Annotated in this window: 14 protein-coding genes; all 14 read left to right on the top strand. The window is 32.5% G+C overall.

What is annotated here, in order from left to right; all coding sequences use genetic code 11:
* Nucleotides 1–70: 70 nt before the first annotated feature.
* The 14 genes from FNW52_RS03060 (at nt 71) to FNW52_RS03125 (ending at nt 12,606) form a co-directional block, all read left to right on the top strand.
* Nucleotides 71–571 (top strand): F0F1 ATP synthase subunit B, encoded by a 501-nt coding sequence (locus tag FNW52_RS03060; RefSeq protein WP_143375957.1) that lies wholly within the window; start codon nt 71–73, stop codon nt 569–571.
* 2 nt (nt 572–573) lie between these two features.
* Nucleotides 574–1,107 carry an ATP synthase F1 subunit delta gene (gene atpH / locus FNW52_RS03065; protein WP_143375958.1) on the top strand — a complete coding sequence of 178 codons (534 nt, stop codon included), beginning with the start codon at nt 574–576 and terminating at the stop codon, nt 1,105–1,107.
* 9 nt (nt 1,108–1,116) lie between these two features.
* Nucleotides 1,117–2,670 carry a hypothetical protein gene (locus FNW52_RS03070; RefSeq protein ID WP_143375959.1) on the top strand — a complete coding sequence of 518 codons (1,554 nt, stop codon included), beginning with the start codon at nt 1,117–1,119 and terminating at the stop codon, nt 2,668–2,670.
* Nucleotides 2,671–2,693: 23 nt separating this feature from the next.
* On the top strand, nt 2,694–4,271 hold the full coding sequence (gene atpA / locus FNW52_RS03075; RefSeq protein ID WP_116759856.1) for a F0F1 ATP synthase subunit alpha: 1,578 nt from the start codon (nt 2,694–2,696) through the stop codon (nt 4,269–4,271).
* A 79-nt stretch (nt 4,272–4,350) separates the two neighbouring features.
* Complete coding sequence (gene atpG / locus FNW52_RS03080; RefSeq protein WP_116759854.1) at nt 4,351–5,211, top strand: ATP synthase F1 subunit gamma; 861 nt, start codon at nt 4,351–4,353, stop codon at nt 5,209–5,211.
* A gap of 160 nt (nt 5,212–5,371) precedes the next feature.
* The gene (locus FNW52_RS03085; protein ID WP_143375960.1) at nt 5,372–5,959 is read left to right on the top strand and encodes a Uma2 family endonuclease; all 588 of its coding nucleotides are present in this window, start codon (nt 5,372–5,374) and stop codon (nt 5,957–5,959) included.
* A gap of 85 nt (nt 5,960–6,044) precedes the next feature.
* Nucleotides 6,045–6,242: a hypothetical protein gene (locus FNW52_RS03090; RefSeq protein WP_143375961.1), complete on the top strand. Its 198-nt coding sequence runs from the start codon at nt 6,045–6,047 to the stop codon at nt 6,240–6,242.
* On the top strand, nt 6,230–6,553 hold the full coding sequence (locus FNW52_RS03095) for a hypothetical protein (protein ID WP_143375962.1): 324 nt from the start codon (nt 6,230–6,232) through the stop codon (nt 6,551–6,553). Before FNW52_RS03090 ends, FNW52_RS03095 begins: the two co-directional genes overlap by 13 nt.
* A 95-nt stretch (nt 6,554–6,648) precedes the next feature.
* Entirely contained in the window at nt 6,649–7,053 is a 405-nt protein-coding gene (locus tag FNW52_RS03100; protein ID WP_143376252.1) for a GNAT family N-acetyltransferase, read from the top strand.
* Nucleotides 7,054–7,298: 245 nt separating this feature from the next.
* Nucleotides 7,299–7,961, top strand: coding sequence for a hypothetical protein (locus FNW52_RS03105; protein WP_143375963.1), 663 nt, complete (start codon nt 7,299–7,301; stop codon nt 7,959–7,961).
* A gap of 3 nt (nt 7,962–7,964) precedes the next feature.
* On the top strand, nt 7,965–9,086 hold the full coding sequence (locus FNW52_RS03110) for a hypothetical protein (RefSeq protein ID WP_143375964.1): 1,122 nt from the start codon (nt 7,965–7,967) through the stop codon (nt 9,084–9,086).
* A 26-nt stretch (nt 9,087–9,112) separates the two neighbouring features.
* Nucleotides 9,113–10,927: an OmpA family protein gene (locus FNW52_RS03115; RefSeq protein WP_143375965.1), complete on the top strand. Its 1,815-nt coding sequence runs from the start codon at nt 9,113–9,115 to the stop codon at nt 10,925–10,927.
* A 72-nt stretch (nt 10,928–10,999) separates the two neighbouring features.
* Nucleotides 11,000–11,770, top strand: a complete 771-nt coding sequence (locus FNW52_RS03120; RefSeq protein ID WP_143375966.1) for an ABC transporter permease — start codon at nt 11,000–11,002, stop codon at nt 11,768–11,770.
* Between the two features lie 5 nt (nt 11,771–11,775).
* Nucleotides 11,776–12,606, top strand: a complete 831-nt coding sequence (locus FNW52_RS03125; RefSeq protein WP_143375967.1) for an ATP-binding cassette domain-containing protein — start codon at nt 11,776–11,778, stop codon at nt 12,604–12,606.
* The last annotated feature ends 89 nt before the right edge of the window (nt 12,607–12,695 follow it).

Genomic DNA, 12,695 nt, shown 5'->3' on the forward strand with positions numbered 1-12,695 from the left:
TTAAATGTTGAAAATTATATTAAACAAATTAAATTTTATTTTTTAAAATACAATTTACAATTTATAAAAAATGGAAAAGTTAATAAATCAGTTTGAGTTAGGTTTGTTCTTCTGGCAAGTATTAATATTTGTTGGGTTAATATTCTTATTGAAAAAATTCGCTTGGAAACCTATTCTTGATGCTGTAAACGATAGAGAAGAAGGAATTAAAAATGCTTTGCTTTCTGCTGAAAATGCTAGAAAAGAAATGCAAAACTTGCAAGCAGACAACCAACGTATTTTACAAGAAGCAAGATTAGAGCGTGACAACATGCTTAAAGATGCTCGTGAAATGAAAGAGAAAATGGTTGAAGATGCAAAAAATGAAGCTCAAGCTCAAGGTCAAAAAATGATCGAACAAGCTAAAGCGGCTATCGAAAGCGAAAAAAATGCAGCTATGGCTGAATTGAAATTACAAGTTTCGACTTTGTCTCTTAGCATTGCTGAAAAATTATTGAAAGATGAATTATCTAACAAAGAAGCTCAAACTAAATTGGTTGAGAAAATGTTAGGTGACGTTAAATTGAACTAATTATGGCAAGTACTAAAGCAGCAATTCGTTATGCGAAAGCAATTTTAGATTTATCCAATTCAAAAGGGGTAGCTGAATCTGTAAATAACGACATGAAATTGATTGCTTCAACTATCAATGGAAATTTGGAATTGAATACTTTTATTCAAAACCCAACCATAAAAGTAGAAGTAAAAGAGAGCGCACTTTTAGAAGTTTTTGCTAGTGTTGACAATGTTACTAAAGGATTACTTCATTTGTTATTTGAAAACAAAAGATTCGAAATTCTTGAAGCTATTGCAGTAAAATACAGTGAATTATTCGATATCATGAATAATGTTGAAGTGGCCAAAGTAACTACAGCAATTGCTATGGATGCTGCACTTGAAGCTAAAGTTTTAGCTAAAATTGCAACCCTTTCAGACAAAAAAATCACAATAGAAAATATAGTAGATCCTGCTATCATTGGAGGATTTATTCTAAGAATAGGTGACCAGCAATATAATGCTTCAGTTGCCAACAGATTACAAGTATTAAAAAGAGAGTTAAGTAATTAAATTTTAGAAATGAAGAAATTTTTATTTTTTTTAGTATTTGCATTTTCGATAGTATCTTTTTCTCAAGATATAGCTGTAAAAAAAAATCAAGTTCTTTTTGATCAGGTTTCAGTTGCAACCTTTGAAAAACAAGGAGATGATTTTAAGTTCAAATCGTTGAATAATTCAAATTCAATAACTGTTACTTGGACTTATTTAAAAATAAGTGAATCAGACGTTAAAAATTTTTTAACAATAACAGATGATGCTGAAGGGAAAAGAAAATCTGAAGTAAAAATGGAATATCTTCCATCTACTTCTAATCTCAATATGAAAAAAGCGATTACTGTTCTTTTAGCTAAAAAATATAATCTAATTACGGTTAATGGAGTAGAAAATTTAGATGCTTTTTTCTCAGTAGAACGTACAAGTATTACCGCAGAAGCCGAAAAAGGACAAAAAGAGAACGAAGCAATTCAAAAAGAATTAGCTACTCTTGATTACCAATTATTTTTACGAGACAAACTTATTTTTTCGGGTAATATTCCTCAGGACGCATTTACAGACAAATATTCTAAAGAGCAAAATGCTACATTTATGAACCAAGTAGTAGCAAGTTATAACGTTTCTATGAAGGAAGACCAAAGTCCATATCCTGTTTTGGTTGTTGATATTTTGTCATTAAACGGTAGAGTGCTTGTTCACGCAGTAGAAACTGGAGGTAAATTGGCTGTTGCATTAAGCGAATCAAAAAAGACTTTTATTTATAAGCCTACTTATAATATAGATGTTAAGGATCAAGCTAATCAGGGACCTTTTTTAATTCAGCTAGTAAATAATGCCTATTTAAATGGTCAAAAATTCATGACTTTGGGAGAAGCGAAAGTTCTTTTAGATGTGAAAAAATCTGATGAAGTATCAAAATTTGAAGAAGCCAAAAAAAAATCTTCAAATATTTATGAAAAAAACGGATATGTAGTTGAATCAAATGGAGAAAAGTTTGAAGGTTTAATATCTATTGATTTTGAAAATTTAACTACTTCTCAAAATGGAATGGCTGATTTAGATGGTGGTGTAGGAAGTTCATTGAAAGTAAAAGGAACAAACAAGAAAGGTAAACCAGTGATTTATCCTTATAATGCTAAAGAAGGCGTATCTTTTGTAGTATTCAATGATGACGGAACCGAAGCAAAGTATAGAGCTATTTATGTAAAAATAGAAAGTATGCCTACTACTACTACTTCAGATTCATCTGTTCTTGATTTAAATCAATTGGCTTCAAAATCCTTGGGATTAGGTTCTCTAAGTTTAGGCTCAGCATCTTGGAAATTTTTTAAAGATATTTATTTATCAGAAAAAATTAATATTTGTCAAGATGTTAAAAATAAAAGTTTTGTTTTAGAATTGCCTAATAAAGATAAAGGATTTCAAATTCTAATTAAAAAAGGTAAGGAAGATAAATTTTATAAAAAATTGAATGAATATTTAGGTGTTTCTTTAAATATTGATGACTTAGAAAAAATTGATTACAGTAATATAGATGGTTTAAAGGATTTAGTTGATTTATATTCTAAATCTATATAAAAAAATAGGTAAAAATAATTATTATGGCGGAAATCAAACCTGCTGAAATTTCAGCAATATTAAGAAAGCAAGTCGAAGGTTTTGAATCTGGTGCTACGCTAGAGGAAGTAGGAACAGTACTTCAAGTTGGAGATGGTATTGCTCTTATTTATGGGCTTTCAAATGTTCAATACGGTGAATTAGTTGAATTCGAAAACGGATTAGAGGCTATCGTTTTGAACCTTGAACAAGACAATGTTGGTGTGGTACTTTTAGGACCATCAACAGGAATCAAAGAAGGATCTACAGCAAAAAGAACACAACGTATTGCTTCTCTTAAAGCAGGAGAAGGAATGGTAGGTCGTGTAGTGAACACTCTTGGTTTTCCAATTGATGGAAAAGGACCAATTGGTGGTGAATTATTCGAAATGCCTTTAGAAAGAAAAGCTCCTGGAGTTATCTTCCGTCAACCCGTTACTGAACCTTTGCAAACAGGGGTAAAAGCGGTTGATGCTATGATCCCAGTGGGTCGTGGACAACGTGAACTTGTTATTGGTGACCGTCAAACAGGAAAATCTACTGTTTGTATTGACACGATTTTAAATCAAAAAGAATTTTACGATGCTGGGAAACCAGTATTTTGTATCTACGTTGCTATTGGTCAAAAAGCTTCTACTGTTGCAGGAATTGCAAAAATGTTAGAAGAAAAAGGAGCAATGGCTTATACAGTGATCGTTGCAGCTAATGCTTCTGATCCAGCTCCAATGCAAGTTTATGCTCCTTTTGCAGGTGCAGCTATTGGAGAATATTTTAGAGATTCAGGTCGTCCAGCTTTAATTGTTTATGATGATTTATCTAAACAAGCAGTTGCTTACCGTGAGGTTTCTCTTTTATTGAGAAGACCACCGGGACGTGAGGCATATCCTGGAGACGTTTTTTACTTACACAGTCGTTTATTAGAGCGTGCTTGTAAAGTAATTGCTGATGATGGAATTGCAAAAAACATGAACGATTTGCCAGCTTCATTAAAAGGTATCGTAAAAGGGGGTGGTTCATTGACTGCTTTACCAATTATCGAAACTCAAGCGGGTGACGTTTCTGCATATATCCCAACAAACGTAATTTCGATTACTGATGGTCAAATTTTCTTGGATGGAGATTTGTTTAACTCTGGGGTTCGTCCAGCGATTAACGTAGGTATTTCGGTATCTCGTGTTGGAGGTAATGCTCAAATTAAATCAATGAAAAAAGTAGCAGGTACTTTGAAACTAGATCAAGCGCAATTCCGTGAATTGGAAGCGTTTGCTAAATTTGGTTCTGATTTGGATGCTGTTACCTTAAACGTAATTGAAAAAGGAAGAAGAAACGTTGAGATTTTGAAACAAGGTTTGAATGATCCTTATACTGTTGAAGACCAAGTTGCAATTATCTATGCTGGATCTAAAAACTTGTTGAGAAGTGTTCCTGTGAATAAAGTGAAAGAATTTGAGAAAGATTTCTTAGAATTCTTGAACAACAAACACAGAGCGACTCTTGATGCTTTGAAAGCAGGAAAATTAACAGATGAGATTACAGATGTTCTTGAAACTGTTGCAAAAGAAATTTCAGCGAAATATAATTAAGATTGAAGTCAGAAGTTAGAAGTAGGAAGTTAAATCCTTACTTCTAGCTTCCATCTTCCATCTTCTAACTTTACCAAAAATGGCAAATTTAAAGGAAATCCGTAATAGAATTACTTCCATTTCATCAACGATGCAAATCACATCGGCAATGAAAATGGTTTCTGCAGCAAAGCTTAAGAAAGCACAAGATGCGATCACGGCAATGCGCCCTTATGCCGAAAAATTAACAGAATTATTACAAAATCTTTCAGCGACTCTTGATGGTGATGCTGGTGGAGAATTTACAACACAACGTGAAGTAAAAAAAGTTTTAATTGTAGCCATAACTTCAAATAGAGGTTTGTGTGGTGCATTTAATACCAATGTAATTAAGGAAGCTAAAAGCCGTTCTGAATATTATGCAGGAAAGCAAGTTGATATTTTTGCTATAGGTAAAAAAGGTAATGATATTTTATCAAAAACACTTAAAGTTGTTGATAATCAAAGTACTATTTTTGATCATTTATCATTTGACAATGTGGCTGTAATTGCAGAAACATTAACTCAAAAATTTGTTTCTGGAGAATACGATAAAATAGAATTGATTTACAATCAATTTAAAAATGCTGCGACTCAAATTGTTCAAACGGAACAGTTTTTGCCATTAGCGCCTATAAAATCAGATAAACCAGTTTCAACAGGAGATTATCTTTTTGAACCTTCAAAAGAAGAAATCGTTTTAACATTGATTCCTAAAGCATTGAAAACGCAATTGTACAAAGGAATTCGTGATTCATTTGCCTCAGAGCACGGAGCGCGTATGACTGCGATGCACAAAGCAACGGACAACGCAACTGATTTGAGAGATCAATTGAAATTGACTTACAATAAAGCACGTCAAGCAGCCATTACTAATGAAATCCTTGAGATTGTTGGTGGAGCAGAAGCCTTGAAAGGGTAATAGATTTTAGTCCCGATATTTATCGGGAGCAGATTAACGATTTAAGAATTTTAGATTTATAAGAAAGCCAGCAAAATTTGCTGGCTTTCTTGTTTCCACATCAAAAAATCTTGTATAAAATTTAAAATTAGATTTTATATCTTTGATAAAACATTTTGAAATGACAACAGTAACTAAATTTTCCGATCTCGATTTGACCAAGCAATATTCGTATTCGGATTATTTGTTATGGCAATTTAAGGAACGTGTAGAACTCATCAAAGGGTTTATTATGAAAATGAGCCCTGCTCCGAGTATGGTTCATCAAAGAATTTCAAATAATCTTGCAGGAAGTTTTTATGTAAATTTTAAAAGAAAACCCTGTAATGTTTTCGCAGCTCCATTTGATGTTCGTTTGCCGATACCTTCAGCAAAGAAAGACTCAACTGTAGTGCAGCCCGATTTATGTATTATTTGTGACGAAAGCAAACTGGACAAAAGAGGTTGTAACGGAACTCCTGATCTGATGGTCGAGATTATATCGCCAAATAATAGTAAACATGACGTACATACAAAGTTCAATTTATATCAAGAAGCTGGTGTAAAAGAGTATTGGATAATTGAACCTTTTGATAAGATTATATTGGTTTATACTTTAATCAATGGTGAATTTATTGGTTTGAAACCACAAGTGGAAGGAGAAAACATAAAGAGTCCTTTGTTCCCAGAATTAGATATTGCTATTGAAGACGTCTTTTATAAAGTATAATTTGTATTTGATGAATTGAATTTAAGCTTTTATTCCTTTTCTAGAGGAACAAAAATCAGTAACTTTGATTTAAATTGCAACCAAAATGGAAACACTGACTCAAAAAAAAGAAATCATCGACTGGATTGAAACTTTGGATGATGTATTAATTCTTAATGAAATTTCCCGCATCAAAAGACAAAATACTTTTAATTTCGAAGAAGAATTAAAAACAGCAATTACTGGGGAAGAATTGAAAAGGAGATTATTGGCTCACATCGAAACTTTGCCTTGGAAAAAATAAATATTACCTATCGTACTTCTGCGGAAAGCTATATCAATGATTTGGTTGATATTCTTTTTGAAGAAGAATATTTTGGATTTAAAAGTAGTGCGCAAAATTACGCTGTTAAGATTGTAGATTTTATAGAAGACAACATAACCACTTTCCCTTCTAGAAGAACACCAATTGAACTGAGTTCTTTTGGTTCCAATTATATTTTCTATAAATCCAATAAAAGAACGACTTGGTATATTTTCTTTGAAAGAACAGAAAATAATTATCTCATTACAAACATCATAAACAGCCATTGCAAAGAAGCAAAATGGCTTTAGACAATTTTAGGGCTCGACTTTGTTTGGCTCTTTTTTATTTTTTTAAATCTAATTTCCTATAATTGAAAACAATAGAACTTACCACGATTGAAGATATGCTTGCTCAAATAGAAGTAATGAAACATCTGTACCCCAACCTTACCGTAGAGAAATATGAATCTTATTTGAAGGAAATGGTTCCTCATAATTACAAACAATTAGCTGTTTTTGAAGAGGCTACTTGTGTTGGGGTAACTGGTTTTTGGACAGCAATGAAACTTTGGACAGGAAAATACATCGAAATTGATAATTTTATTGTTCATCCAGATCACCGAGCTAAAGGCATAGGTAAAATCATGACCGATTATATTGATGCTAAAGCCAAAGCAGAAGGTTGTAATGCCATTGTTTTGGATGCTTTCACGGGTAATTTTACCGCTCACCGTTTTTATTATAATCAAGGATATGTTCCAAAAGGTTTTCACTTTTTGAAAATATTAAATGAAGAGGGATTAACTTAGACGTAGGTAATAGACATCATATAATGTCGTATTTTGTTTCTTCGTTGTTAGCTGCAACTAGTATTGGTACAGCGAATTAATCAATTCTATTATAGGAAAAAAAATCATACAGATTACTTATATACTTTTGTTTGTTGAAAAAGTTTACATTTATGTTTTTATTTTAGTAACTTTTTAACAAGTTAAGCGTATAATAGTAGAAATTGTTTTACAACTCCTTTAATTTTAGATTAAATAATATACAAATGGCAAAAGAAAGTTTTAATTGGAAAGGTCTTTTTATTAATGAAGAAGAATCAACAAATCAACCTCAAGTTGCAATAACACCTACCCCTAGTGAAGTTACTAAATTTCCAAATCATGCTTCTCAACCAAGTACTTTGGATTCTATATCCAATCCTTTTTTAAAAGAAATTTTCGAAGTTTATGAAAAAGGCTTTGAGTCTTTGAATGCTGCTGGTTTTGATTTTTTTGAATTGTATAAATCGGTTGTAGCAGTTGGAATTTCGAATCCTCAAAGTTATCAAATGGCCTTCACAATGGGTAAAACTATTCAGCCTGATTTGACGAAACAATTTCTGCTTGAAAAAGCGAATTTTTATGTTACTGAGATTGAAAAAGTTTATGCTAAATACGATACTGTTGGTAAAACCAAAAAATCGGATTTAGAGAATAATTTGACCAAAGAGAAGTACAATCTTTCTAAAAGTATTGAAGAATTGAATACTAAGATTCTTCAGCTTCAAAATGAATTGGAAACGAAAAAAGTAGAATTTCAAAAATTGGATTCCAATAATATAGAGCAGTTTTCAGAGATTAAATTAAAGATGGAAGCTAACGATTTGGCCAAGCATAAAATCCTAGATTCAATTAACACAGTAGTAACAGGAATTAATCAATATTTATAATTAATGGACAAATTCGAACAAGAAAAGAATACACTATTATCGCTACCAATATTAAAACATTTTGATGAGTCAAAAGGAGAAATTGCCTTAAAGCCTGGGACTTTAAAAAAAGGGGAGCAAACATTATTTTGGGGTTTGGCGTTAGGTTTATTGGGCATTGGTGGATATTTAACCTGGACGTATATTATTCCGCCGCTTTTTACAATGTTGGGACAAGCAATTGCATTATCGGCGACAGGTGTTTTTTTAGTTTTTTTGGTAATGATGTTTCCGGTTATTATGAAGGGACTAAGATTTGCTACCAAAAACCTTCACAAAGCATTAATTCAAAGTAATCCTTTTAATGAATTGGAGGAACAAAAACTTAAAATGGTTAAAAACCGTGAAGTTTTTAAGAATACCAAAGCCAAGCTGAAAGGACTTAAAAATGAGATGGAAATCGAAGCCAGTAAATCTGAAAAAGAGGCCAAATCTTTTCAGGAAGATGTTTTAAGTCTGAAACGTCAGTGTGAGAAGTTAAAATCAGCAATGGATGAAATGGTTAGATTGAATGGAGTTGCTGCCAAAGACACAGATGAGTATGTTGCTCTTCAAAGTGAGTTGGCTAGAAAGCTAAGTGATTCTCAAAGGATTTCCACACAATATGAGCAAAGCAAAAATTTTATTCAAAAATATGGTGTTCGTGCCAATGTTTTGGGTAAAATGGATAGAAAGCTGACTCTGGCAGGAACAGCAATAGATATAAAAATTGCCGATTTTGACGCTACAGTTACGATGCTTCAAAAGGAATATGAGTTTGCCAGAAATGCTAAAGAAGCAACTGAAAGTGCCAAAAGTGCCATGATGTTTACCAAAGATTGGGAATTAGAATATGCATTAGAGGTAGTAACTTCAACAATTGCGCTAGATATAGCCAGAACTTCTGAGAACTTAATTGATATTGATTCACTTACCTCTAAATATTCTGTAGATAACGACGAGTTGTACTCCAGATTAGATTCATTGGCAGATGAAATTAAAACAGGCGACAATACAATTCCTGATTCAACGAAATATACGAGTCCAAATTATAAAATGACCAAAGAAGATAAAATGTCTAGTGGTGGTTTTGGAGATATTTTTTAATATATAATTTAAATTTTAAAAATAAAATGGGAAAAATTTTAAGAACAGAAAAGCTAACCACTTTTTCAGAATTATTAATTGTTATTGTTGCAATTGGAGGGATTTTAGGAGCGGTTTATTACGTTTCTCCAGGAATCAAAACAGCTGTTTCAAAACAGTTGAATGGAATGGAGTTGAATGGTACAGATGTAAATAATGTTACGAACGCAGATAAATTAGAGTTACCTTCTAAGGAAGTTTCTTCAGAAGTAAGCGGTAAGCCTTTAGTAAGAATTGCAGGATATGCCTGGAATGCTGCATCTGGATTTATTGTTTCTAATGGTGGACCAAAAACGACAAAAGGTTCTTTAATGGAAAAAAACGGAGTTAATCTTGAAATTATTAGACAAGACTGGCTCTCGGAATTGCGTAATATGCAAATGAAATTTATCGAAGAATTTGATGGCGGAGAAGCTTTTCCAACATCCGATAAAAGTGTATTTGCAATTGTGATTATGGGGGATGGAGCTCCATTTTACATAAGCTCTGCCCAAAAATCACTAGACGAAAAATACGGAAAAGGAAAATACCATTTACAAGTAATGGGTGCTGTAGGGATGAGCTATGGTGAAGACAAACTGATTGGGCCGCCAAATTGGAAATCAGATCCGAAAAGTATGAAAGGTGCTGTTATCTCTGCAGTTTTAGGAGATGGGGATTGGGTTACGACCGTAAATTATTGTTTTGCAAATGGATTGAAAGTAAATCCAGATCCTGCAACTTATGATGCAGATGCAGTAAATATTTATCCATCAGAAAATGATGATTATATCAAATCGGCAGAGGAGTTGATTAAATCCCAAACTACAGGTTGGACGGTTACTTTGAAAGAAGTGAACAACGGAAAATTGACAGGAAAATCAGTAAACAGAAAAATTGACGGTTGTGCCACTTGGACTCCAGGGGATAAAACGGTTTTTGACAAATTATCTGGTTTTGTCGATATTGTTTCGACTAAAGAATTTAATAACCAAATGCCAGCTGTTTTAATTGGTGTAAAAGAATGGGCAACCAAAAATCCAGAAATTGTTTCTAATATTTTGAAATCGGCATTAACGGCTTCGAACCAAATGAAGAATTATGAGGATTGGAAAGTAAGAGCTTCTGAAGCAGTAGCTACTACTTATAATATGGAAACTCCAGAATATTGGTATAAAATGTTCAAAGGACAACAAGGAACAAAAAACGGATTGACGTATAATATGGGTGGATCCAAAGTTTTTAATTATGCTGATGGAATGCAATATTTTGGAATGTCAGATGGTGTAAACAGATATAAATCGGTTTACAATCAAGTTTCAAGTTATTTGACTGAATTAAATCCGTTTGGTTTTAATGAAAATGTTGGAGCAGTGGTTCCTTATGAAGAAGCTGTTAACTTATTTTTCTTAAAGAACATTAATGACATTGAATCTACTGCTGCTGACAAAGCGGATTATTCTACACAAGCTACAGAGGTTATGGCTTCTGGCGAATGGAAAATAAATTTTGGTTCTGGAAGTGCTGCTGTTCAAAACAGTTCTAATAAAGATTTAGAGAAAATTTACAATCTTTTGGTTCAAGCAGAAAACAGCAAATTAACGATTGTTGGACATACTGACAATGTTGGAAATAGTGAGGCAAACTTAGCTTTATCAAAAAACAGAGCACAAGCAGTTGTAAATTATTTGAAACAAAAAGGTATTCCAGAAAATCGTTTTCAATTAATCGACGGTAAAGGGCAAAGCGAACCAATTGCTGATAATAGTTCAGAATCTGGTAAATCTAAAAACCGTAGAGTTGTAATTACGTTCTTAAAATAAACTTACATTTTAGCAAAGACACAAGTAATTCATTAGTGGAAAACTGTGTCTTTGTTTTTTAAAATATTTTTTATGATAAAAATTTTAACCCCCTTTGAGAAATTATCAAAAACCAATAAAACACTGATTTTATTGGGTTGGCTGTTTCTTTTGATTGTAACTTGGTTTATTGGCACTTCAGGGACAAAGCACCTTTTTCCGTCTCCGAGTCAAGTTTTTACTGGTTTTACGGATTTGTATAATGAAGGATTAGTAGTGCATATTTTGCATTCGTTGCAATTGTGTTTTTTATCCATATTTTTGGCAACCATAATTTCGCTGATTTTGGCTTATTCTTGGCCAATACCGCTGTTGAAATCCATTTCAGAATTTGTAACTAAATTTCGTTTTTTGCCTTTTACAGGTTTGTCATTTTATATCACAATGGTAATCCACGAAGCGAGAACAATGCAAGTTTGGATTTTGGTTATATTTTTGACCACTTTCTTGACGACGTCATTAATTGCGGTTATCAAAGACATTCCACAAGAAGAATTCGACCATGCCAAAACTTTAAAATGCAGTCGATTGGAAGTGCTTTGGCAAGTTATTATTTTAGGAAGATTGGATTATGTTATTGATGTAATTAGGCAAAATATAGCGATTACATGGATGATGCTGGTTACTGTGGAATCTATAGTTGTAGCGTCTGGTGGATTGGGGTTTTTAATAAAAAACTCGGATAAATTTATGAATACTGGTCGAATAATCGCGCTTCAAATCATTATTTTATTAATAGGATTGGGGCTTGACGCGGGCATTAATTTTTTAAGAAAAACAATATTTAGATATTCAAAAATATAAGTTATATGAAACACGAATATAAAGAAACACTTTTGTATGTTGAAAATCTTAGTGTTGCCTATGATGATGCTATTATTATAAAAGACATAAACCTTACCGAAAAGGATGTAATACGTGAAGGAGTTGATTGTACAGGACAAGTGATTGCATTTGTGGGAAGATCTGGAAGAGGGAAATCTACTTTTTTTAAAGCGTTAACTGGATTGGTTCCCTGTACGGATGGGAAAATATTGATTCGCGATTTTGAGAATAGCGAACCAAATGCAGCTAAACTTGTTAAGGAAGGGGATATTGGTTTTGTAGATCAAAAATACACTTTGTTCAGGCATAAAACAGTTCATCAGGCACTGAAATTTTCATTAAGAAAAACGACACTTTCGGATGCTGAAAAGGAAAGTAAAATAAAAGAGTATATAAAAGTTTGGGGTTTAGAAAATTGTATAGATAAATACCCAAATGAACTTTCGGGAGGACAAAGACAAAGAACGGCAATTATTGAGCAGTTGTTTTCATCAGATAATTTTATAGTTTTAGACGAACCTTTCTCTGGTTTGGATGTTGGGAATATTGAGGAAGTAAAGAAATCATTTAACTTACTTTGTAAAACATCTGATTATAATACTGTTATATTTTCTACTCATGATATTGAATTGGCTTTGGAATTAGCACAATCCATTTATGTAATTGGGCATCCAACAATTAATGGAAAACAAGAAAAATACGGAACGATAGTTGCAAAGTATGATTTAAGGGATATTGGATTGGCTTGGACAGAATTTGGAGAAGGACATAGAAAACTTTGTAAAGAGATTGTGCATCAAATGATGATTTCATAATAGAACATATTTTAAAAGAAACTCAATTCAATCGGTTTCTAGAGTTTTTATAGCTAGAAAAAGATTTTAGCATCAGAAATAAACACGAA

The organism is Flavobacterium sp. ZT3R18 (assembly GCF_007097385.1).
GTDB lineage: Bacteria > Bacteroidota > Bacteroidia > Flavobacteriales > Flavobacteriaceae > Flavobacterium.

Excerpts from the sequence above, each read along its gene's own strand:
- FNW52_RS03060 (WP_143375957.1), top strand. The coding sequence starts at position 71 with ATGGAAAAGTTAATAAATCAGTTTGAGTTAGGTTTGTTCTTCTGGCAA.
- atpH (WP_143375958.1), top strand. The coding sequence starts at position 574 with ATGGCAAGTACTAAAGCAGCAATTCGTTATGCGAAAGCAATTTTAGAT.
- FNW52_RS03070 (WP_143375959.1), top strand. The coding sequence starts at position 1,117 with ATGAAGAAATTTTTATTTTTTTTAGTATTTGCATTTTCGATAGTATCT.
- atpA (WP_116759856.1), top strand. The coding sequence starts at position 2,694 with ATGGCGGAAATCAAACCTGCTGAAATTTCAGCAATATTAAGAAAGCAA.
- atpG (WP_116759854.1), top strand. The coding sequence starts at position 4,351 with ATGGCAAATTTAAAGGAAATCCGTAATAGAATTACTTCCATTTCATCA.
- FNW52_RS03085 (WP_143375960.1), top strand. The coding sequence starts at position 5,372 with ATGACAACAGTAACTAAATTTTCCGATCTCGATTTGACCAAGCAATAT.
- FNW52_RS03090 (WP_143375961.1), top strand. The coding sequence starts at position 6,045 with ATGGAAACACTGACTCAAAAAAAAGAAATCATCGACTGGATTGAAACT.
- FNW52_RS03100 (WP_143376252.1), top strand. The coding sequence starts at position 6,649 with ATGCTTGCTCAAATAGAAGTAATGAAACATCTGTACCCCAACCTTACC.
- FNW52_RS03105 (WP_143375963.1), top strand. The coding sequence starts at position 7,299 with ATGGCAAAAGAAAGTTTTAATTGGAAAGGTCTTTTTATTAATGAAGAA.
- FNW52_RS03110 (WP_143375964.1), top strand. The coding sequence starts at position 7,965 with ATGGACAAATTCGAACAAGAAAAGAATACACTATTATCGCTACCAATA.
- FNW52_RS03115 (WP_143375965.1), top strand. The coding sequence starts at position 9,113 with ATGGGAAAAATTTTAAGAACAGAAAAGCTAACCACTTTTTCAGAATTA.
- FNW52_RS03120 (WP_143375966.1), top strand. The coding sequence starts at position 11,000 with ATGATAAAAATTTTAACCCCCTTTGAGAAATTATCAAAAACCAATAAA.
- FNW52_RS03125 (WP_143375967.1), top strand. The coding sequence starts at position 11,776 with ATGAAACACGAATATAAAGAAACACTTTTGTATGTTGAAAATCTTAGT.